This is a genomic window from Rhodoplanes sp. Z2-YC6860 (assembly GCF_001579845.1).
Taxonomy (GTDB): Bacteria; Pseudomonadota; Alphaproteobacteria; order Rhizobiales; family Xanthobacteraceae; genus Z2-YC6860.
Window position 1 is genome coordinate 3,262,265 of the sequence record NZ_CP007440.1, and the last position, 26,149, is coordinate 3,288,413.

Annotated in this window: 24 protein-coding genes; 15 read left to right on the forward strand and 9 right to left on the reverse strand. The window is 64.2% G+C overall.

Features of this window, described 5'->3' with window-relative positions; translation table 11 throughout:
- Positions 1 to 4: 4 nt before the first annotated feature.
- Complete coding sequence (locus tag RHPLAN_RS15080) at positions 5 to 1,318, reverse strand: aromatic ring-hydroxylating dioxygenase subunit alpha (RefSeq protein ID WP_068019420.1); 1,314 nt, start codon at positions 1,316 to 1,318, stop codon at positions 5 to 7.
- A gap of 207 nt (positions 1,319 to 1,525) precedes the next feature.
- Here RHPLAN_RS15080 and RHPLAN_RS15085 point away from each other — a divergent pair, with 207 nt between their 5' ends.
- The 9 genes from RHPLAN_RS15085 to RHPLAN_RS15125 all read left to right on the forward strand — a co-directional run bounded on the left by RHPLAN_RS15085 (position 1,526) and on the right by RHPLAN_RS15125 (position 10,738).
- A complete protein-coding gene (locus RHPLAN_RS15085) occupies positions 1,526 to 2,674 on the forward strand; it encodes an ABC transporter substrate-binding protein (RefSeq protein WP_068019421.1) in 1,149 nt (382 codons plus the stop codon).
- A 36-nt stretch (positions 2,675 to 2,710) separates the two neighbouring features.
- Entirely contained in the window at positions 2,711 to 3,772 is a 1,062-nt protein-coding gene (locus tag RHPLAN_RS15090; protein ID WP_068019422.1) for a branched-chain amino acid ABC transporter permease, read from the forward strand.
- Positions 3,772 to 5,538, forward strand: a complete 1,767-nt coding sequence (locus RHPLAN_RS15095; protein WP_068019429.1) for a branched-chain amino acid ABC transporter ATP-binding protein/permease — start codon at positions 3,772 to 3,774, stop codon at positions 5,536 to 5,538. Before RHPLAN_RS15090 ends, RHPLAN_RS15095 begins: the two co-directional genes overlap by 1 nt.
- A complete protein-coding gene (locus RHPLAN_RS15100; protein WP_068019432.1) occupies positions 5,535 to 6,257 on the forward strand; it encodes an ABC transporter ATP-binding protein in 723 nt (240 codons plus the stop codon). The genes RHPLAN_RS15095 and RHPLAN_RS15100 overlap by 4 nt, the downstream gene beginning before the upstream one ends.
- Entirely contained in the window at positions 6,254 to 7,876 is a 1,623-nt protein-coding gene (locus RHPLAN_RS15105; RefSeq protein ID WP_198164932.1) for an ATP-dependent acyl-CoA ligase, read from the forward strand. The genes RHPLAN_RS15100 and RHPLAN_RS15105 overlap by 4 nt, the downstream gene beginning before the upstream one ends.
- 12 nt (positions 7,877 to 7,888) lie before the next feature.
- On the forward strand, positions 7,889 to 8,572 hold the full coding sequence (locus RHPLAN_RS15110; protein ID WP_068019437.1) for a hypothetical protein: 684 nt from the start codon (positions 7,889 to 7,891) through the stop codon (positions 8,570 to 8,572).
- Between the two features lie 30 nt (positions 8,573 to 8,602).
- Positions 8,603 to 9,388 carry an aspartate/glutamate racemase family protein gene (locus RHPLAN_RS15115; protein WP_068019440.1) on the forward strand — a complete coding sequence of 262 codons (786 nt, stop codon included), beginning with the start codon at positions 8,603 to 8,605 and terminating at the stop codon, positions 9,386 to 9,388.
- A 9-nt stretch (positions 9,389 to 9,397) separates the two neighbouring features.
- Positions 9,398 to 9,976 (forward strand): cysteine hydrolase family protein, encoded by a 579-nt coding sequence (locus tag RHPLAN_RS15120; RefSeq protein ID WP_068019443.1) that lies wholly within the window; start codon positions 9,398 to 9,400, stop codon positions 9,974 to 9,976.
- Between the two features lie 162 nt (positions 9,977 to 10,138).
- Positions 10,139 to 10,738 (forward strand): hypothetical protein, encoded by a 600-nt coding sequence (locus RHPLAN_RS15125; protein WP_157100281.1) that lies wholly within the window; start codon positions 10,139 to 10,141, stop codon positions 10,736 to 10,738.
- Between the two features lie 3 nt (positions 10,739 to 10,741).
- On the opposite strand, the gene RHPLAN_RS15130 is transcribed toward RHPLAN_RS15125, so the two are convergent.
- From RHPLAN_RS15130 to RHPLAN_RS15160, 7 genes are all read right to left on the reverse strand, one after another.
- The gene (locus tag RHPLAN_RS15130; protein ID WP_068019451.1) at positions 10,742 to 11,461 is read right to left on the reverse strand and encodes an ABC transporter ATP-binding protein; all 720 of its coding nucleotides are present in this window, start codon (positions 11,459 to 11,461) and stop codon (positions 10,742 to 10,744) included.
- A complete protein-coding gene (locus tag RHPLAN_RS15135; RefSeq protein ID WP_068019454.1) occupies positions 11,455 to 12,213 on the reverse strand; it encodes an ABC transporter ATP-binding protein in 759 nt (252 codons plus the stop codon). The genes RHPLAN_RS15130 and RHPLAN_RS15135 overlap by 7 nt, the downstream gene beginning before the upstream one ends.
- Positions 12,210 to 13,046, reverse strand: a complete 837-nt coding sequence (locus RHPLAN_RS15140; RefSeq protein WP_068019456.1) for a branched-chain amino acid ABC transporter permease — start codon at positions 13,044 to 13,046, stop codon at positions 12,210 to 12,212. Before RHPLAN_RS15140 ends, RHPLAN_RS15135 begins: the two co-directional genes overlap by 4 nt.
- Entirely contained in the window at positions 13,046 to 13,924 is an 879-nt protein-coding gene (locus RHPLAN_RS15145; protein ID WP_068019457.1) for a branched-chain amino acid ABC transporter permease, read from the reverse strand. The genes RHPLAN_RS15140 and RHPLAN_RS15145 overlap by 1 nt, the downstream gene beginning before the upstream one ends.
- 122 nt (positions 13,925 to 14,046) lie before the next feature.
- Positions 14,047 to 15,255 (reverse strand): ABC transporter substrate-binding protein, encoded by a 1,209-nt coding sequence (locus RHPLAN_RS15150; protein WP_068019458.1) that lies wholly within the window; start codon positions 15,253 to 15,255, stop codon positions 14,047 to 14,049.
- A 261-nt stretch (positions 15,256 to 15,516) separates the two neighbouring features.
- The gene (locus RHPLAN_RS15155) at positions 15,517 to 16,524 is read right to left on the reverse strand and encodes a tripartite tricarboxylate transporter substrate-binding protein (protein WP_068019460.1); all 1,008 of its coding nucleotides are present in this window, start codon (positions 16,522 to 16,524) and stop codon (positions 15,517 to 15,519) included.
- Positions 16,525 to 16,582: 58 nt separating this feature from the next.
- Positions 16,583 to 17,236 carry a GntR family transcriptional regulator gene (locus tag RHPLAN_RS15160; RefSeq protein ID WP_068019463.1) on the reverse strand — a complete coding sequence of 218 codons (654 nt, stop codon included), beginning with the start codon at positions 17,234 to 17,236 and terminating at the stop codon, positions 16,583 to 16,585.
- A gap of 128 nt (positions 17,237 to 17,364) precedes the next feature.
- Here RHPLAN_RS15160 and RHPLAN_RS15165 point away from each other — a divergent pair, with 128 nt between their 5' ends.
- A complete protein-coding gene (locus RHPLAN_RS15165; protein WP_068031241.1) occupies positions 17,365 to 18,714 on the forward strand; it encodes an aromatic ring-hydroxylating oxygenase subunit alpha in 1,350 nt (449 codons plus the stop codon).
- Complete coding sequence (locus tag RHPLAN_RS15170; RefSeq protein WP_198164935.1) at positions 18,714 to 19,226, forward strand: aromatic-ring-hydroxylating dioxygenase subunit beta; 513 nt, start codon at positions 18,714 to 18,716, stop codon at positions 19,224 to 19,226. The genes RHPLAN_RS15165 and RHPLAN_RS15170 overlap by 1 nt, the downstream gene beginning before the upstream one ends.
- A gap of 53 nt (positions 19,227 to 19,279) precedes the next feature.
- Here the strand turns inward: RHPLAN_RS15170 and RHPLAN_RS15175 are convergent, their stop codons facing one another.
- On the reverse strand, positions 19,280 to 20,197 hold the full coding sequence (locus RHPLAN_RS15175; protein WP_068019467.1) for an ABC transporter substrate-binding protein: 918 nt from the start codon (positions 20,195 to 20,197) through the stop codon (positions 19,280 to 19,282).
- Between the two features lie 254 nt (positions 20,198 to 20,451).
- Here RHPLAN_RS15175 and RHPLAN_RS15180 point away from each other — a divergent pair, with 254 nt between their 5' ends.
- The 4 genes from RHPLAN_RS15180 to RHPLAN_RS15195 all read left to right on the forward strand — a co-directional run bounded on the left by RHPLAN_RS15180 (position 20,452) and on the right by RHPLAN_RS15195 (position 26,088).
- Positions 20,452 to 21,198: an SDR family NAD(P)-dependent oxidoreductase gene (locus tag RHPLAN_RS15180; RefSeq protein ID WP_068019469.1), complete on the forward strand. Its 747-nt coding sequence runs from the start codon at positions 20,452 to 20,454 to the stop codon at positions 21,196 to 21,198.
- A 22-nt stretch (positions 21,199 to 21,220) separates the two neighbouring features.
- Positions 21,221 to 23,557: an amidase family protein gene (locus tag RHPLAN_RS15185; protein WP_068019475.1), complete on the forward strand. Its 2,337-nt coding sequence runs from the start codon at positions 21,221 to 21,223 to the stop codon at positions 23,555 to 23,557.
- A gap of 115 nt (positions 23,558 to 23,672) precedes the next feature.
- Positions 23,673 to 24,740 carry an ABC transporter ATP-binding protein gene (locus RHPLAN_RS15190; protein WP_068019478.1) on the forward strand — a complete coding sequence of 356 codons (1,068 nt, stop codon included), beginning with the start codon at positions 23,673 to 23,675 and terminating at the stop codon, positions 24,738 to 24,740.
- A gap of 31 nt (positions 24,741 to 24,771) precedes the next feature.
- Entirely contained in the window at positions 24,772 to 26,088 is a 1,317-nt protein-coding gene (locus tag RHPLAN_RS15195; RefSeq protein ID WP_068019481.1) for an ABC transporter substrate-binding protein, read from the forward strand.
- Positions 26,089 to 26,149 lie beyond the last annotated feature (61 nt).

A 26,149-nucleotide genomic window follows, 5' to 3' on the forward strand; every position in this document is an offset into this window, starting at 1 on the left:
CCGCTTACATCGACAATGCCATGAATTTCGACCAGGCGCGGAACTGGTTGCGCATCTGCCATTCGGTCGTTCCGTTGCTCTCGGCTGTGATGTCGGTCTGTTCGCCGGGTTCGTAGAGCCGGCCGACATTCACCCATTGATTGGCGTCGACCTTCAGGCCCTCTTGGGCGCGTTCGTAGACCTCGAGGTCGTCATGGCCGACCACGGAGGTCGGCGCGTTGATCAGCCGATTGTAGACCAGCGTACGCTCCAACAGCAGATCCGGCGCGTCGATCAGACGGAACGTAAACGACTCCACCAGCGTCTTGTTGGCGGAAATCGGCTTGAACAGGCGGATGAGCTGAATCGGGCCCTTCACCATCAGGTTGGGGAAGTAGCAGGTGTTGTGCCGGTTCTCGTCGAGGATCGCCTTGGCGCGGTTTTCACCGTAGGCCGCGACCATCTTGTCGAAATACCCCGGGATCGCCGAATAGTTGGAATGGATCGAATGGTGCACGCCGGTGTGGCCGTGTCCGTTCGGCCAGACCCGGATGCCCATCTTCTCGAAGAAGTCGTAAGGCGCAACGAACGGCGCGTAGATTTCGACCGCCATCGGCTTCTTTGCTCCGGGCGGCGCGTTGTCCCACACTTTGATGGCGGTGCCGGCCGAAGATTCGTGGGCCACCATCGGATGGCAGGTGTCGGTCTGGTTCTCGACCAGCATCTTCCAATTGCAGTTGTGCATGTAGCGCAGCACGCCGCCCGCGACCTGGAGCCGTCCAACCGGCGAGCGGTCCACCATGTTGTCGATGCTCGAAAGGCTCTCGCCGAAGAACTCTTCGAAGCCGGGGCCCACGTCATTGAGCTTGGCGAACACGAAGCCGCGGTAGTTATGGACGTGCTTGACCGGGTTCATGCCCGCGCCGGCATGGCTTTCTTCGAGCTTGGCGCACTCGTACCCCTTGGCGAGCGGGATTGCCCGCAGCGTGCCATCGGTGCGGAACGTCCAGGCGTGATACGGGCAGCGGAAGAACTTTCCGGTGTTGCCGTAGGTTTCGGTGGTGATGCGCGTGCCCTTGTGGGGGCAGCGGTTGTGCAGCACCCGCACCGTGTCGTCGCCATGCCGGACCATCAGGACCGGCTGGGTGCCGATCGTCGTGCCGTAGTAGTCGCCCTCGTTGGGCACCTGGCTCTCATGGCCGACATAGACCCAGGTGTTGCCGAACAGATGCTCCATCTCGAGCTGGAACACCTCGTCGTCGATATAGACGTCGCGATGGACTTCGGTCTCGCGGATCAAGTTGCGGACTGCTTCGACGTTGCCGCGGTATCGGCTCATCGGCATCTCCTTTCGCGAACAGCGTTATTTTAGGTTCTGGGGCTTCGCCCGGCAACGCGTCAAAAGGCGAAAACATTTGCAGTTGCAAATGTTTCGCGCCCTTGTCAGGGGCACGCCTTGCTTTAATCTCGCAATGCTCTCGAGCCGTTGTTGGGGATGGCGGCCGGTCGGTGCGACAGCGGGAAAGCCAGGCCACGGAGGATCGTCATGTTGTCACGTTTGTGCGCGAGTGTTGCCGCGTTGGCATTGTCGGTTGGCGCGAGCTCGGCGGCCGATCTCACCATCGGCTTTGTTACGTCGCTGAGCGGTCCCGGTGCTTCTATCGGCATTCCGTATGAAAAGGGCATTCTGGCCGCCCACGCCTTCGCCGCGAAGGTCGGCGACGTCAACATCAAGCTCATCCGTCTCGATGACGCCTCCGATCCGTCGGCGGCGTCGCGCAACGCGCGCAAGCTGGTGGAGGAGGAGAAGGTCGACGTCCTGATGGGCACGTCGGGCGTTCCCGGCACCACGGCGATGGCGACGGTCGGCGCCGAGAGCAAGACGCCGCTGATTTCGCTCACGCCTGCGCCCGCGCCGCAGCATGCCAATGGCCAGTGGATGATCTCGATCCCGCAGCCGCCGCCCTTGATGGTCGCGGCCGTGGTCGACCGCATGAAAAAGGCCAGCATCAAGAAGGCGGCCTATATCGGCTTTTCGGATTCCTGGGGCGACCTTGTCTACGACGGCCTGATGAAGAGCGTGCAGGGCTCCTCCGTCGAGGTCGTGACCAACGAGCGCTATGCTCGCGCCGACACGTCGGTCGCGGGCCAGGTGCTGAAGATCGTCGCCTCGCAGCCCGATGCGGTGATCACCGGCGGCTCCGGCACGCCCGGCGCGCTGCCCTACATCGCCTTGCAGCAGCGCGGCTTCAAAGGCGGGCTCTACGGTACGCACGCGCTGATCAATCCGGATTTCGTCCGGGTCGGCGGCGCCGCGGTCGAAGGCGTGATCTGCCCGACCGGTCCGGTCATCGTTGCCGAGCAGTTGCCAGATTCCAACGTCACCAAGAAGGTGTCGCTGGCCTTCCGCGACGCCTACCAGAAGGCCAACAACGCTCCGACCACGGACGCGTTCTCGGCCTATGCGTTCGACGGCTGGCTGGTGATGCTCGACGCCGCCAAGCGCGCCCTGGCCAAGGCGCAGCCAGGCACGGCGGAGTTCCGCGAGGCCTTCAAGGACGCGATGCTCGCGACCAAGGAAGTGGTCGGCACCCACGGCGTCTACAACTACAAGCCCGGCAACGTGTATGGCGTCGACGACCGCGCGCGCGTGCTGGTGAAGCTCGAGCAGGGCAAGTGGAAGCTGATCGAGTGAGCGACCTTTGCTGAATCGCCGCGGCGTTTCTGAACGATGACGCCGGAGATCGCTCTTCTCCTGGCGCAAGACGGTATCACCACCGGCGCGATCTACGTCCTGGTCGCGCTCGGCCTTGTGCTGATCTTCCTGGTGACGCGCGTCATCTTCGTGCCGTTCGGCGACGTGGTCGGCTATTCGGCGCTGACGCTGGCGGCGCTGCAGCTCAAGCAGATGCCCGGAACGGTGTGGCTGGTGCTCACGCTTGCCGCGCTCGCAACCGCGATCGAAACGGTAGCGCTGATTCGCCGAGGCGAGCTGCGCCTGCTGCCGAAGGCGCTGCTCACTTATGCGGCGTTGCCGGTGTTGTGCGCCGGATTGGTGTGGCTCGCCGCGGGCCGCGAGTTGCCGATGTGGCTCGCCGTCGCGCTGACCCTGCTGATCGTCATGCCGATCTCGCCGCTCATTTACCGCATCGCGTTCCAGCCGCTCGCCGATGCCTCGGTGCTGGTGCTGCTGATCGTTTCGGTCGCGGTGCATTTTGCCGCGTCGGGCATGGCGCTGATCTTCTTCGGGCCGGAGGGGTTCCGCACCGAGCCGATGACCAGCGCATTCTTCAATCTCGGCTCGATCGGTATTTCGGGCCAAAGCCTCCTGATTGTCGCAAGTTCGGCGGTGTTCAGCCTGCTGCTGTTCCTGATGTTCGAGCGCACTTACACCGGCAAGGCGCTGCGCGCGACCGCGGTCAACCGCGTCGGCGCAAGGCTCGTCGGCATCAAGCCGCAGACCACCGGGGCGATCGCCTTCCTGCTCGCCTCGGGCCTTGCCGGCGTCTCCGGCATCCTGATCGGACCGGTGGCGACGCTTTATTATGACTCGGGTTTCCTGATCGGGCTGAAGGCCTTTGTCGGCGCCATCATCGGCGGCCTCGTCAGCTATCCGGCGACCGCGATCGGTGCGCTTCTCGTCGGTCTTCTGGAAAGTTACGCGGCATTTTGGGATTCCGCCTTCAAGGAAGTGCTGGTGTTCGGCGCACTCATCCCGGTGCTGATCTGGCAGTCGTTCATGTCGAGCGGCAGCGTCGAGGAGGAGATCGAGGAAGAAGAGGGAGACGCCTGATGCGTTGGCACTCCTTCATCGTGCTCGCCGCGATCATCGCTTTCATCGCGGTCGCGCCAGCGCTGTTCGGCACCTTCACCATCACGCTGATGAATTACATCGGCATCTACGCCATCGCGGCGCTCGGCCTCGTGCTGCTCACCGGAGTGGGCGGGCTCACCTCGTTCGGCCAGGCGGCCTTCGTCGGAATCGGCGCCTATGCCACCGCCTGGTACACGGCCGTGCAGGGCGGCTCGCCGTGGATCGGCCTCGCACTCGGGCTTGCGCTCACCGGTATCGTCGCGACCGTGCTGGGCGCGGCGACCTTGCGGCTCGGCGGACATTTCCTGCCGCTCTCCACCATCGCCTGGGGCATCGCGATCTATTTCGTGTTCGGCAATCTCGACGCGCTCAACCGCTACAGCGGGCTCTCCGGCATTCCGCCGATCGCGCTCGGACCGTTCGTACTCGGCAGCACGGTCTCGATCTACTATTTCATCTGGCTCGTGCTCGGCGCCGTGATGCTGCTCTGTCACAACCTTTTGGATTCGCGGCAGGGTCGCGCGATCCGCGGCTTGCGCGGCGGTGCTGCCATGGTCGAGAGCTTTGCGGTCGACTTTTTCCGCATGCGGCTCGCGATCTTCGTGCTGGCCGGACTGCTCGCAGGCCTCTCGGGCTGGCTGTTCGCGCACATGCAGCGCTTCGTCGATCCCAACCCGTTCAACATCAAGCCCGGTATCGAGCTCCTGTTCATGGCCCTGGTCGGCGGCACCGGCCAGATTGCCGGCGCGGTGGTCGGCTCGACCATCATCGTGCTGCTGAAGAATATTCTCCAGGACGTGCTGCCTTCGATCACGCGCTACAACGCGCAGATGGAAGCCGTGCTGTTCGGCATTCTGTTTGTTGTGTTGCTGCAGAAAGCCCGAGGCGGCGTCTGGCCCCTGATCCGCCGCCTGCTGCCGCGCAACCCGCAAACGAAGCCTGCAGAGGCGCCGTCGCTGCCAGTGCGGGCTCGTGCCGCGGCGGCTGATAGACCTGTGTTGCGGATCGACAGCGCCATCAAACGGTTCGGCGCATTGGCCGCGCTCAATGGCGTGAGCTTCGAGGTGTGGCCCGGCCAGGTCGTCGGCCTGATCGGCCCGAACGGTGCCGGCAAGAGCACGATCCTCAACCTGATCACGGGCACGCTGAAGCCGAACGGCGGCAGCATCGCTTTCCTCGGCGACGACGTGACGGGCCTGCCGCCGCGTCGTATGGCCGCCAAGGGCATGGCGCGGACCTTCCAGCACGTGAAGCTTCGCCCGAACATGACGCTGCTCGACAACGTGCTGCTCGGCACTTACCCCCGAACCCGGACAGGCTTTTTCGCCGGTGCACTGCGCCTTGATCGAAGCGAAGAGCGCTCGGCGCGAGCAGAGGCGCTGCGCCAGCTGCAGCGTGTGGGCCTTGGCGAGAAATTCGGCGACATCGCGGGCAACCTGCCGCTCGGCCAACAGCGCCTGTTGGAGGTCGCGCGCGCGCTCGCGACCGATCCGGTGCTGATGATCCTGGATGAGCCGGCCGCGGGCCTTCGCGCGTTGGAGAAGCGGACGCTGTCCGATCTCCTGCGCGGCCTGCGCAGCGAGGGCATGACCATCGTGCTGGTCGAGCACGACATGGACTTCGTCATGAATCTCGTCGACCGCATCGTGGTGATGGATTTCGGCGCCAAGCTCGCCGAGGGCCTGCCGGCCGAGATTCGCGCCGATGCGCGGGTGCAGGAAGCCTATTTGGGCGGTGTCGCATGACGGCGCTGCTCGCGGTGGAAGACCTGCATGTGAGCTACGGCAAGGTCGAAGCCGTCACGGGCGCAAACCTCGAAATGCAGACCGGTCAGATCGTCACCGTGATCGGACCGAATGGCGCCGGCAAGACCACGCTGCTCGCTGCGCTGATGGGTTTGCTGCCGTCGAAGGGCGGGTTGCGCTACGAAGGCGCCGACCTCTATGCGCTCCCGACCGAAGAGCGGGTGCGGCGTGGCATCTGCCTTGTACCCGAGCGCCGCGAGCTGTTCACCGAGATGACGGTCGAGGACAATCTGATCCTCGGCGCCTATACGCGCTGGAACGACCGCAGCGCCGTGCGCGCCGATCTAGCGGATGTCTATGGCCGGTTTCCGCGCCTCAAGGAGCGAAGGAAACAGCTCGCCGGCACGCTGTCCGGCGGCGAACGCCAGATGCTGGCGCTCGGCCGCGCGCTGATGGCGAAGCCGCGGCTGCTGCTGCTCGACGAGCCGAGCCTTGGGCTTGCGCCGTTGATCGTGCGCGAGATCTTCCGCATCGTGATGGGGCTGCGCGAACTCGGCGTGTCAATCCTGCTGGTGGAGCAGAATGCGCGCGCCGCATTGGAGACCGCCGACCATGGCTATGTGCTGGAGACCGGCTCCATCGTATTTGGAGGACGCGCGGCCGATCTGGTGCATGACCCACGCGTGATTGCGAGCTATCTCGGAGGCAAAGTCGAGTGACCGGAAGTCAATCCGCATCCGCCTTGCGCGCCCGCTGGATATCGTCATTCGCGGCGTCGGATCGCACCTTGCCGAAGATGCTGACGCGCCAAGCCGAGCGGTTCGGCGACAAGCCGCTGGTGGGCGCGGGCGATGCGGTCTGGAGTTACGCCGAGACCCGCGATGCCGCGGCGCGTTTTGCCGGCACATTGCGCGAGGCCGGCATCAAGCCGGGCGATCGCGTCGCGGTGATCTGCTCGAACCGCATCGAGTTTCTCGAAGTGGTGCTGGGCTGCGGCTGGCTCGGCGCGGTCGCGGTGCCGATCAACGTGGCGTCCCGCGGACCGCAGCTTCAGCACATCCTGTCGAATTGCGGCGCGCGGCTCCTGGTGATGGAGGCGGCGTTCGGCGAGAACCTCGCGATGCTTGACCCGGCTTCGCTGTCGGTCGAGATGATCTGGCTGATCGGCGAACCCGGCGATGTGCGGCTTGGACGCGTCACGGCGTCAGCCATGCCGCGCGGCGCGGGGCCTATTGCCGCAGCTGCCGTCAATCCCGGCGATCTCGGCCTGATCCTCTACACCTCGGGCACCACCGGGCCCTCGAAAGGCGTCTGCTGTCCGCAGGCGCAATATTTCTGGTGGGCGGTCAACACCTCGGCGCTGCTGCAGTTGCAGGACGGCGACGTGCTGTGCACCAGCCTGCCGCTGTTTCACACCAACGCGCTCAACACATTCTATCAGGCGCTGCTGACCGGCAACACGGTGCACTACGAGAAACGGTTCTCGGCGTCGGGGTTCTTTCCATCGCTGATCCGCACCCGCGCTACGGTGACGTATCTTCTGGGCGCCATGGTGCCGATCCTTCTGTCGCGGCCGGTTTCGCCCGAGGAGACCGCGCACCGCGTGCGCATCTCGCTCGCGCCAGGCGTGCCCGCGCAATTCAATCAGCCGTTCACCGAGCGCACCCGCATCCGCATGATCGACGGCTGGGGCTCGACCGAGACCAACTTCGTGCTGGGCGCGACCATCGAGCACCAGCAGCCGGGAACGATGGGCCCGGTTTTCGAGGGCTTCGACTCTCGGGTGATGGACGACCAGGGCGGGAACACGCCCGACGGCACCGCCGGAGAGCTCGTGGTCCGTGCTGACGAGCCGCTGGCCTTTGCCCATGAATATTTCCACGCGCCGGAGAAAACCGCCGAGGCCTGGCGCGACGGCTGGTTCCACACCGGCGACCGGGTGATCCGCCAGCCTGACGGTTACTACCGCTTCGTCGACCGCCTGAAGGACGCGATCCGCCGCCGCGGCGAGAACATCTCGTCGTTCGAGGTCGAGCAGGTGATGCTCAGCCATCCGGCGGTGGCGAACGCCGCGGCGTTTCCGGTGCGCTCGCCGCTCGCCGAGGACGAGGTGATGACAGCGATCGTGCTGCATCCCGGCAAGGACGTCGCGCCGGCCGAGCTGATCGCGTTCTGCGAGCCGCGGTTGCCGTACTTCGCCGTGCCGCGCTATCTGGAGTTCATGACCGAGCTGCCGATGACCGAGAGCGGCAAGGTGCAGAAGTTCAAGCTGCGCGACCGCGGCATCACCGACAAGACCTGGGATCGCGGTTCTGGCGGCCAGCGCCCGCGGTCCTGACGGAAGACGCTCATGCATACCTGCCTGTTTCTGATCTTCCGGCTGCGTGGGGCTTCGTTGTCCGGCGATGATGTCGCGAAGCTTGGCGAGACTTTGAAAACGATTCCGAAGCTCGCGAAGGCTCTCATTCACACCTTGTCGAACGCCAGCGATCCGTATGTGAAAGACGAAGGACCGCCGGACCTCGTGTTGCAGCTTTACTTCGCAACGCTGCCTGATCTCGAAGCTGCAACGGCGCAGCCGCCACTTCAGAGGCTTGGTGATATCGCGGCTCTGGCTGTCGCCGACGTCACCCAGCAGATCATGGCGGTCCGTTCCTTCGCTGTGCCGGAGCCCAGGTTCGGCAATCCATCCGGCACGCCGTATTGCACCTATCTCGTGTCCTACGAGGGCGAGGCGCAGGACCTCAACGCCTGGCTTCACCACTATCTCGAACACCACACCGGACACATGGTGCGCTTTCCCGGGCTTCGCGAGCTCGAAGTCTACACGCGCGTCGATGCGGTGAGCCTGCTGCCCTGGCCGCGCTTGAACGCCATGCAACGCAACAAGGTGGCATTCGACAGCCCAGAGGCGTTGACACAGGCGCTGCACTCACCCGTGCGCCACGAGATGCGCGCAGATTTTCACACGTTTCCGTCGTTCACCGGCCCGAATTATCATTACGCCATGGCGACGCGCGCGGTGCAGCCGTAAGCTTCGCAATCTGCGAGAAGGAAACTGCGCATGGCCGAGCCTGCCATCCGGGTCTGGTACCAGAGCTTCATCCACCCGACCGAGCATGCGCCCTATATCGACCGGCTGCAGACCTATCTCAATTCCCTTGCGGCACCCGGCACGACGTTCGAGGTGAAGGGCCTCGATCCGCCCGACCGCCATTTCCATGCGCTGACGGAATTCCGCTGCGCCGCGCAAGTGATCCGCAATGCGATCGCGGCCGAGCGCGCCGGCTACGATGCGTTCGTGATCGGGCATTTTCAGGAGCCGGGGCTTCTGGAGATCCGCGGCACCCTCGACATTCCGGTCATCGGGCTCGGCGAAGCCAACCTGCTCACGGCGCTGAGCATGGGAGGCAAGCTCGGCCTCGTGACCATCGATCCGGCTTTCATCACCTGGCACGAGCGCCAGGTGATGGCGCATGGGCTCGATCAGCGCATCGTCGGCGTGCGCGCCATTAAGGCCGATCTGCCGGGCTTCATGAAGGCTTTCACCGACAGCGCTGCTTATGCCGACGTCCGCGAAAGCTTTGTCAGTCAGGTGCGGCCGCTGGTCGAGCAGGGCGCCGAAATCATCCTCCCGGCCGGCGGCCTGCCGATGCTGTTGTTCTCGCGCGAGTGTCCGTTCCTGATCGATGACGCCCTGGTGCTCAACGGCATCGCCGTCGTGGCCAAGGCCACCGAGATGGCCGTGGCGCTGAAGCGGCTGACCGGCGCGGTGGTGAGCCGCCGCGGCGCCTATGCGAAGGCGTCGTCAATGTGCGTCGATGAGTTTCTGCAACGATCGCCGATTTAGGATGTTCCCATGAGCCAATCTTTACTGACACTGCAAATCCCTGCGCCGCCGGACCCGGTCGCCGTGGTGCTCGATCCTGCGAAGACCGCGTTGCTCGTCTTCGACATCGTCGATCACATTGCAGAGCGCCAGCCGAAGTGTCGGGAGCAATTGGCGCCGGCGGTCGCTGTGTTTCTGGCGCGCGTACGGCAGCTCGGTCTCCTCACCGCGTATGGAACGCGCGCCCACAACCTGAAGACCTGGCTGCCGGAGGTCGCTCCCGCATCGGGTGACATCGAGTTTGAAAGCAAGGCCCAGGACCGCTTCTACGGCACCGAACTCGACACAATGCTGAAGGCCAAAGGCATCACGACGCTGATCCTGACCGGATGGAAGATCAGCGGCTCGGTGACCTACACATCGGTCGGTGCAACGCTGCGCGGCTATACGGTCGTCGTTCCGATCGATGCGACGTCGGACGCGACGGACTACGAGATCTTCGTTGGGAAGTACCAGATCCTCAATCAGAACAGCGCGAATGCCACGAACGAGCCTTTGAAGCCGAAGGCCTCGACGCTCAGCCGCACCGACTTGATCACGTTCAGATAGCGGCCAAGCTGACGTCCTCACGGCCGGTTCTAGGCTTCTGAGCAAGCCGTTCTGGCGCTGAAGTCCGTCACACATCGAACAAACAAACCCGGTCTTGCAGGGAACGAAACCCTGCCGGGACAGTTCCCGGCGTTCGGGGCTGGATCACACCGGGAGAATTTAATGAGTCGAATGTGCGTCGTTTTGGCATTCACGAGCGGCGTCGCGCTCGCCATTACCAGCAGTCCTGCCGATGCGAGGCATCGCCACCACGATCAATCCATCCATCACCACGCACTCAAGGCTCATCATCTGCGGTATCGAGTTACGGCATCTTACCGCGGGAAGCGGCACGCGCACCGGGCCGCCACGTCGCGGTCGTTGTCGCTCGCGGGCGTGACGCCAGTGCTCGCCACCAAGACGAGACAGATCGTGTCGGCTTGCGGCAGCACGATCGTCAGCACGGTCTCCGCTCGCGGCAATCGCAGCAATCATCCCATCGGCCGTGCCGTGGACATGCGCGGCAATCCGTCCTGCATCTACGCGCATCTGAAAGGCTGGCCGGGCGGCTATTCCACCGATTACGCAGCGGTCCAGCACGTGCACATCAGCTACAATCCGGGTGGCCAGGAATGGGGCCTGCACTTTGCTCACGGCGGCCATCATCACCGCATGACGCGTTATGCCAATGGGCCGAAGCTACACAGGTACGCGCGGCTGACGCGCGGGAATGCCGGCCAGACTCTGATGCTTTATGCCGGCAAGTCGCACCGGCCATTGTGACGATCACGGCTGCGCCGGACTCGTCCGTCCGAGGAAGGCGTCGGATATCTGCGAGTCGCCCGCAAGCTCGGCCGCAGCGCCACTGCGGATGACGCGTCCGGTTTCGAGCAGATAGGCGCGGTCGGCCACCTTGAGCGTCTGCCGCGCCTTCTGTTCGACCAGCAGCACCGTCATGCCGTCGCGGCGAAGCTCCGTGATCAGGCCGAACACCGTGTCGCTCATCTTCGGTGCAAGTCCGAGCGAAGGCTCATCGAGCAGCAGAAGGCGCGGCCGCGACAACAGCGCGCGGGCGATGGCCAGCATCTGCTGCTCTCCGCCGGACAGAAGGCTCGCCATCTGCGCGCGCCGCTCGCCGAGGATGGCAAAGCGTTCGTACATGCGTGCGATGTCGGCTTTCGCATCCGCCTGATCGGCGCGGCAGTAGATTCCCATCAAGAGATTGTCCTCGACGCTCATTTTGCCGAGGATGCCGCGGCCTTCCGGCACCAGCGCAATGCCGGCGCGGAGATTGCGCTCGGCATGGTTGGGTGCGAGCGCGTGGTCGTTGAAGCTGATCGTCCCGCGGAACGGCGCCAGCCCGGCAATGGCGCGCACGGTCGTGGTCTTGCCGGCGCCATTGGCGCCGATCAGCGCGACGATCTCGCCCTGTGCCACGTCGAGATCGATGCCGCGGACGGCGCGGATCGGTCCATAGAACACCTCGAGGCCGCGGACCTTCAGCATGCGGCCTCGCTTCCGAGATAGGCGTCGATCACGGCCGGATTCTGCCGGATCGCGGCGGGCGTGCCTTCTGCGATCAGCGCGCCGAAGTCGAGCACATAGAGCTGCTGGCAGAGATTCATGACGAACGCCATGTCGTGCTCGATCAGAAGGATCGAAAGGCCTCGGCCGTGCAGCCGAAGCAGCAGGGCGCGCAACTCCTCGGCCTCGTTGTGATTCATGCCGGCGACCGGCTCGTCAAGCATCAGGAGCTTGGGACGTGCGGTCATCGCCCGCGCCATCTCGACCTTGCGCTGGATGCCGTAAGAAAGTGTGCGAGCAATGATTCCCCGCACTTCTGTGAGGCCGAAGATCTCCAGCGCCTCCTCGGCGCGTTGCCACGCCGCGGGGTCGGCCCAGCGCACCGGCAGCATCCGGCGCAGAACATGGCCCTGATGCGGCTGTGCGACCAGCAGGTGCTCCCACACGGTCATGCCGGCGAACAGACGGATGTTCTGGAACGTGCGCGCGACGCCAGTCTGCACAATGCGATGCGGCGGCCATTGCGTGACGGTGTTGCCGTCGAACAAAACCTCGCCCCCATCGGCGCGATATGCGCCAGTGATGACGTTGAACAACGTGGTCTTGCCGGCGCCGTTCGGCCCGATCACGCCGACGATACGGTTCTGCGGCACAGACAGCGAGACATCCGACAGGGCGCGAATGCCGCCGAAGGTCTTGCTCACGTTGTCGAGCCTGAGAAGCGCGTCGCTCATGCGGCGCTCCGCCGGAAGGTGAGGCGCGCGATCAGCGCGCGGTCGAGGATGCCCTGGCGTCGCGTCAGCAAGACGAGGATGAGCAGCACGCCGAAGGCGGCGAGCCGCCAGTCGACCAGGAAGCGCAGCCATTCGGGGAGCAGCACGAGCAGCAGCGCGCCCACCAGGGCGCCGGCGCCGACCGTGGAGCCGCCCAGGATCACGGCGAGCACAAAATCGATCGAGCGATCGAAGCCGAAATTGCCCGGCTCGATATAGACGTAATGATGCGCGAACAGCCCGCCGCAGAGCGCCGCCACCGCTGCGCCAAAGCCGAAGGCGCCGATCTTGATCGCGGTCGTGTTCAGCCCGACGAGACCGGCCGCGGTTTCGTCATCGTGAATCGCGCGCATCTCGAGCCACAGCCGCGAACGCTCCAGCACCAGAACCAGGAGGAGGACGCCACCGGCCCATAGCCAAATGTAAGAGAGCGACACGTGCGGCATGCCACGATAGCCGCCGGAGCCGCCCATCGGCTCGAAGACCAGAAAGAAGCTCCGCACCATCTCGCCAAAGCCAAGCGTGGCCATGGCGAGGTAGATGCCTTTCAGCCGCAGTGCCGGAAATCCAACGATGATGCCAATCACGGCGGCCGCGCCGGCTGCCACCAGCAAGGCCGCGGTAATCGGCCAGTGCAGTTCCACCGTGAGATAGGATGCAAGGTAGGCGCCCACACCCATGAAGCCGGCATTGCCGAGCGAAAGCTGGCCGGTGGCGAGGATGATGTAGACACTCAAGGCGCCGAGCAGCAGGATGCCCACATCGGCGAACAGGCCCGCGTAATAGGTCGACATCAGACGCGCTGCCCGACGTCGGTTCGCGCGCCGCCGAGCAGGCCCTGCGGGCGGATCAGCAGAATGAGGATCATCAGTCCGTAGACCACGAGGTCGCGCGCCTGCGAGCTGCCATAGGCGATGGTCAGCACCTCGGCGATGCCGATCAGCGGACCGGCCAGCAGCGCGCCCCAGACGCGGGTGGTGCCGCCGATCACCATCACGGCGATCGCCTTCAGGCCGGTGTCGACGCCGATATAAGGCGTGATCGCCGCGTAATGCAGGCTGATCAGGACGCCCGCGGCGCCCGCCAGCGCCCCGGAGATCGCAAACGCGAGCAGCGTCACCCGCCCGGCCGACACGCCAAGCAGCCGCGCCACATCGCGATTCTCGGCAACGGCGCGCAACGCGCGGCCAGCAGAGGTCTTCTGGATCAGGAAGGCGACGGCGGCCACCAGAGCCACAGCGACGCCGATGACGACGAGCTGCATCACGCCGACGCTGATCGGACCGAGGGGGATGCGCGTATCGAACAGCTCTGTCGGCAGCTGCAGCGGGTCCGAGCCCCAAACGTTGGTCACGACATTCTGCAGGATGATGGAGAAGCCGAGCGTCGAGAGCATCGGCGTGATCAGCGGCGCGTCGCGCAGCGGCTGATAGGCGACCTTCTCGATCACAATGCCCATGACGGCTGCGCCGAGCATGCCGCCGATCAGCGCGACCGGCAGCGGTAGATGCGCGGCGATCAGCGCGAAGCCGAGATAGCCGCCGAGCATGAACAGTTCGCCGATCGCGAGATTGAGGATCGAGAGAATGCCCATCACCAGCGAGAAGGACAGCGCGATCAGCGTATAGACCGCGCCGAGCGTCAGGCCGTTCACCAGTTGCTGGAGCAGCATGGTTCAGCAGTCTTTATCACCGGGGACTCCACGTCTGGCAGCATAGGGCCGGACAGGCGGATGGACGAGTTCTCGCCGGCGCGGCGTGATGCCGCCGCGCCGGCGTTCTGCCATAGCAATGTTCAGCAGCCGCCGTCGGCGGAGCAGCCGGTCACCTTCGTGGACCACGCGCCCTTTTCGCCCTGCACGATGAAGAACTGCTTGATGGCGTCGCCATCGGCGTTGAAGTGGATCTGGCCGCCAAGACCATCATAGCCCTTCAGGTTGGCCATGTAGTCGCGCAGCTTGACGCGCTCGGCCTCGAGCGCCTCGGGCTTGCCGGTAATGCCGGTCTTCTTCACGGCATCGACATACATGCTGACGATCTCGTAGATGTTGGCGTCATACATGCTGGGCTCGATCTCCGGCGGCAGGCCGGACTCTTTCTTCAACAGCGGCCACAGCTCGGCAACGAACTTCTCGGCCTTCGCGCCTTTCATCGAGGCGTAGAAGGTTGCCGGCGCGATCACTGGGATTTCGGGCGCGGCTTTCAGGATCGCCGATGAGATCAGCGGTGTGCCGCCGATCACCGGCTTGACCAGGCCCTGACGCTTCATCTCGCGGATGACGGTGATGGCCTGGCTGTAGTCGGCGCCGATCACGACGCCGTCCGGGTTGAGCGACTTGAGCTTGGTCACCTGGGCCGAAACGTCGAGATCGCCGGTGTTGAAGGAGATCAGATCGTTCTCGTTGGAGACCGTGATGCCGTTGGCCTTGAACACCTCCGGCATGATCTTGGTGGCGATCGAGGTGGAGACCGCGTCCTTGGCGTCGTAGATCACCGCCACCGACTTCGCCGAAAAGGTCTTCTTGAAGTACGGCACGGAGGTCTTGGCGAGGATCGCCTCGTCGACAGTGTTGCGGAACGCCCACGGCCGGTTGGCCTTGGCGACGCCCGGCTTCGAGGAGGCCTGGGACGTCGCGACCACGCCGGTCTGATTGGCGACCGGGAAGGTGACTTCGCAGGCGCCCGACGTCAGCGGGCCTGCAACGGCCAGCACCTTGTCGTCGCCGGCGAGCTTGCGCAGCGAGTTGGCGGCCTGCGCGGGCTTGGCGCCGTCATCGAGGATCACGAGTTTGAGCTTTGCGCCGTTGACGCCGCCGGCGTCGTTGATCTGCTTTTCCAGCATCTTCAGTGTGACGGTGTTGGTGCGCCCCCATTCGGCGAACGGTCCGCTGGACGGCACGATGGCGCCGATCACGATCTCCTGGGCCTGAGTGCCGGTTAACCCGGTGAGCAAGGCCGCTACGGCGACGAGGCCGCCGGCCAAGGTCTTACGAATTCCGATCATTTTTCGACTCCGGAAATGGGCTGGACCGCTGTTCTGGTGCCCCGAACGCTAGCATCAATCAGCGAACCAGAAAAGCTTTGTCAGTTAGGCAATTCTGAAAGGAAATTGGCTGTGGATGCCCAATTGGTTGGCAAAATCGGGCGTCGATTGTGCGGATTCCGGTGTTTCCGCCCGGCCCCGGAATGGTGCTTGAATGGCGCGAACGCCCGCAGCGACGGAATCCGGACCGGCCCGTTCAGGCCTGCTGCGATCACCAAAAAATCAGTCGATCTGCATCCCGGTCCGCTTGGCTGTGCCGCCCCACATCTCGCCTTCTTCTTTCAGGAACTCGGTCAGCTCTTTCGGGGTGGAGGACACCAATTCGTCGGCCGGCATGCGCGCCTTGACGTCCGGCATCAGCAGCACCTTGGCGACGTCCTTCGCGATCTTGTCGACAATCGCGTCCGGCGTTCCGGCGGGCGCAAGCAGCGCCCACCATTCGCCCGAGGTCAATGGATAGCCGAGCTCAGCCAGGGTCGGCACGTCGGGCAGCATGGGATGGCGCTTTGATGCAACGATGGCGATGCCATTGACCTGACCCTTGCGCACGAATTCGTTGCCGAACGAGAACGCTCCCATTTGGAGCTGCAGATGGCCGCCCAGGACATCGTTCATGGCCTGGGCCGAGCCCCGATACGAAATATGTTGGGAGTTGATGCCGGCGAGCCGTGACAGCTCGACCATCGTGACATGATGTTTGGAGCCAACGCCGGAGGAGCCGTAGCCGAGCTGCTCCTGTTTGCCGCGCTTCACCATGTCAGCCAAGCTTTCGATGCCCGACGCCTTGCTGGCCAGCAGCAGCCCAGGCGATTTCACCATCATGGTGATAGGGGCGAAGCTTTTGATGGGATCGAACGGTGGGCGCGTCATCACAGCAGGCAGGATGACATGGCTCGCGGTCACGATGACAAGCGTATAGCCGTCGCCCGGAGCGCGCGCGGCGACGCCCGCTCCCATGATGCCGCCCGCGCCCGGCAGGTTCTCGACGATGACGGACTGCTTCCATGCGGCTTCGAGCTTCGCGCCGACCGTTCGTGCCAGCGTATCCGTCGTTGCGCCCGCCGAATAAGGCACGATCAACCGGACCGGGCGGCTCGGAAAGTTCTCGGTCGCCGCGAAGCCTGGTGCTCCTAGGATGGACGTCGCCAAGCCCAGGATCGCCAAGCCGAGCGGGCAAGCCAATCCGAGGCGCGCCAGTTTCTGCAGCCTCTCGTTCTTCTTCGGCAACATCGGCTCAACCCTTCTCGTTGCGCTGCCCGGCCAGCAGATTGCTTCGTTCGATTGTCGGTTATGCAAAGAATTCTTTCGGCGCGCTGAGGATGCGCTTGGCCTGATGGCGGATGTGTTCGCGCATCGCGCGCTCGGCCGCGGCCGGATTTCCTTTCATGAGGGCTTTGACGATGGCGTTGTGATCCAGCCGCGACTGCTTGATCTGCTCCGGCAAGAGCAGGATGCGGTTGAACTGCAGCCGGAAGATCGGAAGCCTGATCTGGTTCAGCATGCCGGGCAGTTCGGCATTGCCGCTCAGAGCCAGCACCAGGTCGTGAAATTCGTTGTTGTAGTCGTCGTACTGGCGCGGCAGCACAGACCTCGCGCTGGGCGTCTTCTCCAGCCGGGTGAGCCTCAGCCGGCCGCTGTCATCGGCGCGTTGTGCCGCGAGCGAGGCGCCGAACCCTTCAAGAACCTCGCGAAGCTCCAGCAGATCGACGACCTGCCGGCGCGACATGCGGATGATGCTCGCGCCGCGAAACCGCTCGAGATTGACAAAGCCCTCGGCCGTGAGCCGGCGCAGCGCCTCGCGCACCGAGCCGCGGCTGACACCGTATTCGCCGGCGAGGTCGGGTTCGACCAGCCGCTGCCCCGGCACATAGCGAGCGTCGCGGATGCCGAGCTTGATGGCTTCGATGACCTGATCGACGGTGGAAAGCGAGCGTTCCAGCATAAGGGGCTTTTCCGGCAAAGGTTCTGACGATATCGTCCTACGATTTCGTTGGACCAGCAAGCCGCTTTTCTCGCCAAATGGCGCCGGAACGCAGGCAAACCGGCGCGGACCGGGATGGAGGGCCTTTCATGAGCACATTGGCGGAGGCTGCGGGCCGGACTGGCGTTTCGGTCCCACCGGCCGCGTTTTCGGAGGACTTATACAAGCAGGAGCTTGAGCGGGTGTTCGGCCGAAGCTGGCTTTTCGTCGGCCACGAATCCCTGATCCCCCGGAACGGCGATTATCTTGCGAGCTACATGGGGGAAGACCCGGTGATCGTGCAGCGCGACCGCACAGGCCGCGTTCGCGTCTACCTGAACCGTTGCCGGCACCGCGGCAATCTGCTGTGCGTGCACGACCGCGGTCATGCGCCGTCGTTCGTTTGCAGCTACCACGCCTGGACCTACACCGATGGCGCGCTGACCGGCGTGCCGCGGCTGCGCGAAGAGTATCGCGGCGAGATCGACCGCTCGAAGCTTGGGCTCGTCGAGGCCCGGGCCCAGGTCTATGGTGGTCTCGTTTTCGCGAACTGGGACGCCGGCGCGCCAAGCCTGGATGACTATCTGGGCGACGCCCGATGGTGGCTCGAGCACTTTCTGCTGCGTGAGGAGCTGGGCGGGCTTGAGGTCCTGCCGGGCCAGCAGCGCTATATCGTGCCGGTGAACTGGAAGCTGCCCGCCGAGAATTTCGGCGGTGACTATTATCATTTTGCCGCGACCCACGGCTCCGTCGTCGGCGCGCTCGCCAAATCGTCCGACAAGCGGATCGCTGCGACCGGAGCGACGACGGCGAAGGCTGATCAGCCGAGATACTACTGCGTGTCCGCAAACTACGATCGCGGCGCCGCTCACGGCTTCTACGAGGTCAGCGTCGGCGACGCGCCGCGCCGGCAGGAGCTTGCGCTTGCCGAACAGATCGGGCCGGAAGCCGTCGCGTGGTTTCACGAGCGCGAACGCCTTCTCAACGAGAAGCTTCAGGCATTCCGGCAAAGACCCTACAGCTTCCACGTCGCCAACATCTTCCCGAACTTTTCGCTGATCGGGGTCGGCAGCGCGTTCTACGGCAAGGGTCTGATCGTGCACCATCCGCGCGGCGCCAATCGGACCGAGGCCTGGGTTTGGTGCGCGATCGAGAAGAATGCGCCGCCGCCGGTGAAGAAGCAGCAGCGCTTCGTGCTGATGCAGCGCCAGGCCGCGGCCGGCATGGTCGCGCCTGACGATCATGAGAATTTCGAGCGCATCTCGGAAACCATCGATTCCGGCATCGCGAGGCGGGTGCCGTTCCATTACGAGATGGCCATGGGATACGACCGGGAAGACCCGCGTCCCACGAAATGGATCGGCGAGGTCGATTGGCCGGGCCAGGTCACGCCGCAGATCAGCGAGGTCAACCAGCGCGATTTCTACCGGCACTGGAAACGCCTGATGGAGACCGCGTGATGGGCAAGCCGTCCGTGCCGCTCGACTTGTTTCGCGAGATCGAGGGTTTTCTGTTCGACGAAGCGCGCATGCTGGAGGAAAACCGCTTCGATGACTGGTTGAGCTGCTTTGCCGGTGATGTCCGCTATTGGATGCCGGTGAAGGAGCGGGTGGATTTCCCGGCCGCACGGGCCGAAGCCGCCGACGGCTTTGCGCTGTTCGATGACGACAAGAAGTCGCTCGAGCTTCGCGTGCTGCGTATCCAGACAGGCGATGCTCATGCCGAGGTGCCGCCGTCATCCACGTCGCGGCTGATCTCGAACGTGATCGTCGAGCCGGCCGGGCAGCCGGGTGTCTATAGGGTACGCTCGAACTTTGTCGTGTACCAGGAACGCCGCGGTTTGCATGGCGTGCAATTCCACGGCAAGCGGGACGATGTGTGTCGGAAAGAGGCTGGCGAGATCAGGATATCGCAGCGCCGGATCGAGCTCGCGCAGGCGATCTTGCCTGCGACGATCTCGATCTTTTTCTAAGGCGGTCGGAAACGGTTATTTCCAAGCTTCCTGGCCGCTTACTTCCAAGCCTCTTACTTCCAAGCCTCTTGGACGAAGCTCGCGTCGATGAATTTGCTCATCGGTGGCACCGGCGGCTTCATGTCCTCCAGGCTGATCAGCCCGTCGGTCATGTTCTTGTAGACCTGCTCGGAGATCAGCCCGTCCTGGCTGATGGCCTTCAGCTTGGTGATGAAGTAGTCGTAGGTGTCGGCGGTATCCTTACGGTCCTGCTTCGAGTACTTCACCAGGAAATCGATGGCCTTTTCCTTATTGGCCGGATCATACAGCCAGCGCACCGCGCGGCCATAGGCCTTCACGTAGCCAAGCATCGCCGCCCGGTTCTTGGCCGCCCATTCGGTGTTGACCGCATAGGCTATGAACGGAAAGCCTTTCAGGTGGTCATCGATTTCGCCGAGATAGGTGAAGCCCTGCGCTCCTGCGCGGAAGGTCGCGGGTGGATAGAGGATCGCCGCGTCCACAGCGCCCGAAATCAGCGCCGCGAAACGGTCCTGCGTCGCCTTCGCGTAGTGGAAGTCAACATCGCTCGCCTTGACCCCGCCGGCAGCCAGGAAGGCTGACATATAGATTAGCGTGACGTCCTTGGTCCCACCAATGCTGATGACCTTGCCCTTGAGATCGGAGATTTTCTTGATCGCGGGCTTGGAGTAGACGCCATAGGGCGGAACGCTCGTGCCGTTCATCACGATCTTGATCGGCGCCCCTTGGTTGGTGGCACGGATAAAGTCCGGGAAGCCGCTGGTGGCGATATTCAGCGAGCCGGCCGCGAGCTGCTGGGCAGAGCCGCCGCCGACGACGATCATGTCGACGTCGACGCCGTTCTCTTTGAACCAGCCGAGTTCCGTCGCGATATACTCCGGCCATTGCAGTGCGCCGTGGCTGACGATGCCTTCGACGATCTTGGTCTCGGCTCTGGCCGAGAATGCGCCCATGGACAACATCGTGAGCGCCGCAAAAACGTAAGTAAACTTAGTAAGTAAACGCAGTATCGGTCTGGTCGGAGCCATCGTTCGATCCCCATGGGTTTGGCCGGCGCCGAGACTATAGGCGCCATGCCGCGAGGCCGACAACGACCGTTGTCATCGCAGGCATGCGAATCCGGCGATCGCGATTGGATGCGGTCCCGCGGCAATGAGATAAACTCCGGCGCGGTCCGTCAACATCCGAAACTGCGGCAAGGGGTATCATGTCATTGCCTTCACGAGTGATTGTCACCGGTGCGGCGCAGGGTATCGGCCGAGCGGTGGCGCTCAAGCTTGCTGCGCCCGGCGTTCATATTGCGGTCTGGGATGTGCTGACCGAGGGCGTCAAAGACACCGCAGCGCAATGCGCCACCCAGGGTGCGACAGCGCGCCACTGGACCGTCGACGTCGGCGATGCCGGTCAGATCGCGGCGGCCGTCGCTGATTTTTTCCGCGAGTGGGGTGCGCCAGACGGCCTCGTCAACAATGCCGGCATTTTTCCGCGGGCCCGCGCGCTCGAAATGCAGCTTGCGGAATGGGAGCGCGTGCTGCGCGTCAATCTCACGGGAACGTTCCTCTGCGCGCAGGCCGTGGCAGCGCATATGAAAGACGCCGGGCGCGGCGTCATCGTCAACACCGCTTCGGGCCGAGCACTCGGGGGCGCTGCCAACGGCGCACACTACGCGTCGACCAAGGGCGGCATCATCGCGCTCACCAAGTCGCTCGCGCTCGACTGGGCCGAGTACGGCATTCGCGTCAATTGCGTCATTCCCGGGATCACCGACACGGCGCAGCCGCGCGTCGAGATGGGCGACAACCAGCTCTATGCGGCCGGAGAGCGAATTCCGCTCAAGCGCATCGGACAGCCGCAGGATATCGCGGCGGTCGTCGCCTTCCTGCTGAGCGATGACGCGGCGTATATGACGGGGCAGTCTGTCGCCGTGAACGGCGGCGCGATCATGATACCCTGATCGGTGACGAGAGGAGTCGGCAATGAACGACATTGCGTTGGACAAAGTCGCCCGAGCCGGAGCGTTCACGCTCGAAGAAGCGACGATCGACGACCTTCACCGCGCCATCTGCGCCGGCGCGATCACCTGCGTCGCCGTGGTCGAGCACTACATCAAGCGCGCGCGGGCCTTCAACGGTCCGTCGAGCATGCTGGTGACGCCGGATGGCAAGCCCGTTCCGAAAGCGACCGGGACGGTGCGTGCAGGCGCGCCGCTCAATTTTCCGACGCAGACATTGAAGGTGTCGGAGCTCCTGCCCGACCTCGACAAGTACAAAGGTCCGCCGCTCGAATACGGCCGCATGGAGGCCACCGCCTCCGACCCGAGCGTGCAGCAACAGTTCGGCATGATTGTCGGTGTACCCAATGCTGGGCAGGTCAATGCGCTGGCGACACTCAACATTCGTGGCGAACGCTCGGTCACCTGCAAGGGCGAGTTCGACAAGCATCCCTCGCTCGGGCCGCTGCCGAAGGGCGCGCCGCCGCAATGCGAATACTTCCGCCATCTCCCCGACGCGCTGGAGACCGCCGCGGCACTCGACGCAAAATACGGCCGCAAGCCAGACCTCGATGCGCTGCCGATGTACGGCGTCGTGTTCTCGTTCAAGGACCCGTTCGACACCATCGACATGCGCTCGACCGGCGGCGGCGACGCCGCCTATGACATGGATTTCCCCGCGCGCGACCATGTGCTGGTCGATCAGCTTCGCAAGAAGGGCGCGATCATCTTCGCCAAAGCGGTCAATACCGAATACAACGGCCGCGCCGGCGATCCCGGTGGGCGCAACAAGCCCGACAAGGTGCTGGCCTCGACGCTCGGCTATCAGCGTGCGACCTGGGGCGGCAATCCCTCGAACCCCTACGACACGACCCGTGCGGCGTCGCTCGGCTCGTCATCGGGCTCGGCGCTTTCGGTGTCGACCAACATGGTGATGGCGAGCCTCGGCGAGGAAACGCGCGCCTCCTGCCGCGGCCCGTCGAACCACAATGCCGTGGCGCTGATCCTGCCGCACAAGGCCATGATCGGTTTCGACGGCGGCGCGATCGGCGCCGACATCTACTGCGACCGCTCCGGCATCCACGCGCGCTCGCTCGTCGACTGCGCCAAGATCCTCGACGCGCTGAAGGACCCGGAGCAGGGCTACTACGACCCTCGCGACGTCTACACCACCGTGCCGCGTTCCTCGGTGCTGTCGACACCTTATGTGAGCCACCTCAGAGAGCCGGGTGCGACGCTGAAAGGTTTGCGGCTCGGCGTCATTCGCGAGTCGATGGCGATCCCGCCGGGCTCCAAGACCGAAGAGCCGATCGTCACAGCGGCGGCGCGGGAGATCAAAGAGGTGCTGGGCGGCAAGCTCGGTGCGACCTTGGTGCAGTCCTCGCATCGCTTCGCGCTGAACGATCCTGCGATGGAGACCATGAAGGTCGATTTCCGCGTGGCGCTGGCGCGGCTCATTCCGGTGTTCATGCCGGACATCCTGTTCCGGCTCGGCAACGACGGCCAGCCGCTGTTCAAGGAATTCGCCGCGGCGATCGCGCCGACCGAGTTCTTCCCCGGCAAGACCTTCGGCTCCGGCACCATGGCGCCGATGGACTATCTGGTCGGTCTCGCCGAGGGCCGCATCGAGCCGCCGGTCAACCTCGATCTCGGCACGGTGCAGCATCAGCAGCTCGCCAACACCTTCCGCTTCCACATCTCGCAATATCTCGAGCGCCGCGCCGGTGATTGGAAGGCCAAGGGCTTCACCGAGACGCTCGCCAACTGGGCCGAGCTCAACAAGCGTTCGAAGTTCTGGGGCGACGATCAGCGCGCCGCTTTCAAGAACTGGGAGGAGACCGGCGACCCGCGCAATCCGCTCGACGGCCGCCAAGGCGTCAACGAGCGCATCATGCTGCGCGAACTTCTGCGCCGCGTCGACATGATGGTGATCCTGGAGAACAAGCTCGACGCGCTGGTGCGGCTGCACACGCCGTGGCCGCCGGGCCTGATCGGTCATCCGCATCAGTACGACATCCCGAGCAATCTCGCGCCGGAATCGCTCAGCGGCCCTAATGCGGGTCTCACCGAGATGCTGGTGCCGGCGGGTTATGTGACCACGGTGTACGATCCGGTCTTTGCCCTGAGCGCCGACGGCAAGAAGTATGTGTCGAAGGCGACACACACACCGAAGCAGATTCCTGCGCCCGGCCTGCCGTTCTCGCTGGTGTTCCGCTGCGAGCCCGGCAAGGAGGATATCCAGCTCCGCGTCGCGTCCGCCTATGAGGCGGCCTCGCGCCGCCGCATCCCGCCGCCGGCCTTTGGGCCACTGCCGATGGGCTAGCGCCGTCGGGACAAAGTCCGGCTTGATTTGCATTGGCCGAAGGGCCGATGATCCGGGAAGATGCTGCGCGACAAGACGCGGCCTTGGCCTCTCACCGGGCCTCCGGAGGAAGCGAATGGCTTCAGTCACCATCCGTGGTGTGCGCAAAGCCTTCGGCGCGTTTGCGGTGATTCACGGCCTCGATATCGCCATCGAGGATGGCGAATTCGTCGTGCTTGTCGGTCCGTCCGGTTGCGGCAAGTCGACGCTCCTTCGCATGATTGCGGGGCTGGAGAACATTACGTCGGGCGAAATCCGCATCGACGATCGCGTCGTCAACCGGCTGCCGCCGAAAGAGCGCGACGTCGCGATGGTGTTCCAGAACTATGCGCTCTATCCGCACATGACGGTGGCGGACAACATGGCCTTCTCGATGCGGCTGCGGGGCGCGGCGAGATCGGAGATCGACGAGCGCGTCCATCGCGCCGCGACAATCCTGGACCTGACGCGGTTGCTCGACCGGTATCCGCGCCAGCTCTCCGGCGGGCAGCGCCAGCGCGTCGCCATGGGGCGGGCCATCGTGCGCGACCCGCAGGTGTTCCTGTTCGACGAACCGTTGTCCAATCTCGACGCCAAGCTCCGCGTGCAGATGCGCATCGAGATCAAGGAGCTGCATCAGCGGCTCAAAACCACGATCGTCTACGTCACCCACGACCAGATCGAGGCCATGACCATGGCCGACAAGATCGTGGTGATGCATGACGGCCGCGTCGAGCAGATCGGTGCGCCGCTCGCGCTCTACGACCGTCCGGACAATCTGTTCGTCGCGGGCTTTCTCGGTTCGCCGGCGATGAACATGCTCAAAGGCCGTATCCGCGTGAACGGAAGCGTGAGCTTCGAGGGCGCAGCCGGCGGGAGCTTCGCGTTGCAGTCGGCGCCTTCCGGCAGCGATGGCCGTGCCGCGGTCGCAGGCGTGCGGCCGGAGCATTTCGCGCTCGCCGACGATGGCGTCGAGGCCGTGGTTCAGGTCGTCGAGCCGACCGGATCGGAAACGCAGGTCGTCGCGAAGCTCGGCGGCGACGACGTGACTGCCGTGTTCCGCGAGCGCCATCCATTCAAGCCGGGCGACAAGATCAGGCTCAGGCCCGATCCGAAGCTCGTGCATCTGTTCGATGAATCAACGGGGAAGCGACTGACGAACTGAACCACATAAAACCGCAACGGGAGGAACGACCATGACGATCTTGACCCGCCGCACCTTGCTCAATGGCGGTGCGGCCGTTGGCGCCGCGACCTTGAGTGCTCCTTTCCTGGAATGGTCGAAGGCGTGGGCGCAGGCGGCGCCGTGGAAGCCGGAGAAGAGCGCCGAACTTTCGATCCTGCGCTGGAAGTATTTCGTGCAGTCGGAAGATGATGCCTTCGTCGCGCTTATGGACTCGTTCACCAAGGCCACTGGCGTCAAGGTCACGATTGCGCGCGAGTCCTACGAGGACGTGCAGCCGAAAGCCTCCGTCGCCGCCAACACCGGCGCAGGCCCCGACCTGTTCTGGGGCCTCTATTCGCTGCCGCATCTGTTCCCGCAGAAGTGCGTCGACGTCAGCGACGTCGCCGACTATCTCGGCAAGAAATACGGCGGCTGGGTGTCGAGCGCGGTCACTTATGGCAAGGGCAGTGGCAACAAGTGGATCGACATCCCGGTCTGCTATGCCGGCAATCTCTTGAACTATCGCGTCGAGGCTTCGAAGAAGGCGGGCTTCTCCAAGTTCCCCACCACCACCGACGAATTCCTGGCCTATTCGAAAGCCATGAAAGCGCAGGGCACACCGGGCGGCATGGCGCTCGGCCACGCCTCTGGCGATGGCAACGCCTGGGTCTATTGGTGCCTGTGGGCGCACGGCGGCAACGTCGTCGACAAGGACGACAAGGTAATCATCGCGTCGCCGGAAACCGAGAAGGCGCTCAACTACGCCAAGCAGCTCTACGAAAGCTACGTGCCCGGCACCGCAGCGTGGAACGACGCCTTTAACAACAAGGCCTTCCTCGGTGGCGAGGTGCACTGGACCAACAACGGTATCTCGATCTACGTCGCCGCGCAAAACGATCCGAGCAAGAAGCAGATCGCCGAGGACATGGACCACGCGCTGTGGCCGGTCGGGCCGGTGGGCAAACCGACCGAGTTCCACCTGATGTTCCCGCTGATGGCGATGACCTACACCAAGTATCCGCAGGCCTGTAAGGCGCTGATGGCCTACATGCTGGAGGCCGATCAGTTCAACAAATGGCTGACCGCCTCGAAGGGCTATCTCACGCATTGCCTGAATGCCTTCGACGCCAATCCGGTCTGGACGGCGGACCCGAAGACCACGCCATTCCGTGACGTCGCCAAGCGCACGCTCACCGCGGGCGGGCTCGGCTCGGTCGGTGAGAAGGCGGCGAGTGCGATCGCCGACTTCGTGGTGCTCGACATGTTCGCGGCGTTCTGTACCGGCCGCGAGGACGCCAAGGGCGCGATCAAGATCGCCGAGCGGCAGCTCAAGCGGATCTATCGCTGAGCATTCTACCAGGGAAGGGTGGCTGCGCTCGAAGCTATCCTTCCCGGCGCAGACAGTGAGA

Excerpts from the sequence above, each read along its gene's own strand:
- RHPLAN_RS15080 (WP_068019420.1), bottom strand. The coding sequence starts at position 1,318 with ATGAGCCGATACCGCGGCAACGTCGAAGCAGTCCGCAACTTGATCCGC.
- RHPLAN_RS15085 (WP_068019421.1), top strand. The coding sequence starts at position 1,526 with ATGTTGTCACGTTTGTGCGCGAGTGTTGCCGCGTTGGCATTGTCGGTT.
- RHPLAN_RS15090 (WP_068019422.1), top strand. The coding sequence starts at position 2,711 with ATGACGCCGGAGATCGCTCTTCTCCTGGCGCAAGACGGTATCACCACC.
- RHPLAN_RS15095 (WP_068019429.1), top strand. The coding sequence starts at position 3,772 with ATGCGTTGGCACTCCTTCATCGTGCTCGCCGCGATCATCGCTTTCATC.
- RHPLAN_RS15100 (WP_068019432.1), top strand. The coding sequence starts at position 5,535 with ATGACGGCGCTGCTCGCGGTGGAAGACCTGCATGTGAGCTACGGCAAG.
- RHPLAN_RS15110 (WP_068019437.1), top strand. The coding sequence starts at position 7,889 with ATGCATACCTGCCTGTTTCTGATCTTCCGGCTGCGTGGGGCTTCGTTG.
- RHPLAN_RS15115 (WP_068019440.1), top strand. The coding sequence starts at position 8,603 with ATGGCCGAGCCTGCCATCCGGGTCTGGTACCAGAGCTTCATCCACCCG.
- RHPLAN_RS15120 (WP_068019443.1), top strand. The coding sequence starts at position 9,398 with ATGAGCCAATCTTTACTGACACTGCAAATCCCTGCGCCGCCGGACCCG.
- RHPLAN_RS15125 (WP_157100281.1), top strand. The coding sequence starts at position 10,139 with ATGAGTCGAATGTGCGTCGTTTTGGCATTCACGAGCGGCGTCGCGCTC.
- RHPLAN_RS15130 (WP_068019451.1), bottom strand. The coding sequence starts at position 11,461 with ATGCTGAAGGTCCGCGGCCTCGAGGTGTTCTATGGACCGATCCGCGCC.
- RHPLAN_RS15135 (WP_068019454.1), bottom strand. The coding sequence starts at position 12,213 with ATGAGCGACGCGCTTCTCAGGCTCGACAACGTGAGCAAGACCTTCGGC.
- RHPLAN_RS15140 (WP_068019456.1), bottom strand. The coding sequence starts at position 13,046 with ATGTCGACCTATTACGCGGGCCTGTTCGCCGATGTGGGCATCCTGCTG.
- RHPLAN_RS15145 (WP_068019457.1), bottom strand. The coding sequence starts at position 13,924 with ATGCTGCTCCAGCAACTGGTGAACGGCCTGACGCTCGGCGCGGTCTAT.
- RHPLAN_RS15150 (WP_068019458.1), bottom strand. The coding sequence starts at position 15,255 with ATGATCGGAATTCGTAAGACCTTGGCCGGCGGCCTCGTCGCCGTAGCG.
- RHPLAN_RS15155 (WP_068019460.1), bottom strand. The coding sequence starts at position 16,524 with ATGTTGCCGAAGAAGAACGAGAGGCTGCAGAAACTGGCGCGCCTCGGA.
- RHPLAN_RS15160 (WP_068019463.1), bottom strand. The coding sequence starts at position 17,236 with ATGCTGGAACGCTCGCTTTCCACCGTCGATCAGGTCATCGAAGCCATC.
- RHPLAN_RS15165 (WP_068031241.1), top strand. The coding sequence starts at position 17,365 with ATGAGCACATTGGCGGAGGCTGCGGGCCGGACTGGCGTTTCGGTCCCA.
- RHPLAN_RS15170 (WP_198164935.1), top strand. The coding sequence starts at position 18,714 with ATGGGCAAGCCGTCCGTGCCGCTCGACTTGTTTCGCGAGATCGAGGGT.
- RHPLAN_RS15175 (WP_068019467.1), bottom strand. The coding sequence starts at position 20,197 with ATGGGCGCATTCTCGGCCAGAGCCGAGACCAAGATCGTCGAAGGCATC.
- RHPLAN_RS15180 (WP_068019469.1), top strand. The coding sequence starts at position 20,452 with ATGTCATTGCCTTCACGAGTGATTGTCACCGGTGCGGCGCAGGGTATC.
- RHPLAN_RS15185 (WP_068019475.1), top strand. The coding sequence starts at position 21,221 with ATGAACGACATTGCGTTGGACAAAGTCGCCCGAGCCGGAGCGTTCACG.
- RHPLAN_RS15190 (WP_068019478.1), top strand. The coding sequence starts at position 23,673 with ATGGCTTCAGTCACCATCCGTGGTGTGCGCAAAGCCTTCGGCGCGTTT.
- RHPLAN_RS15195 (WP_068019481.1), top strand. The coding sequence starts at position 24,772 with ATGACGATCTTGACCCGCCGCACCTTGCTCAATGGCGGTGCGGCCGTT.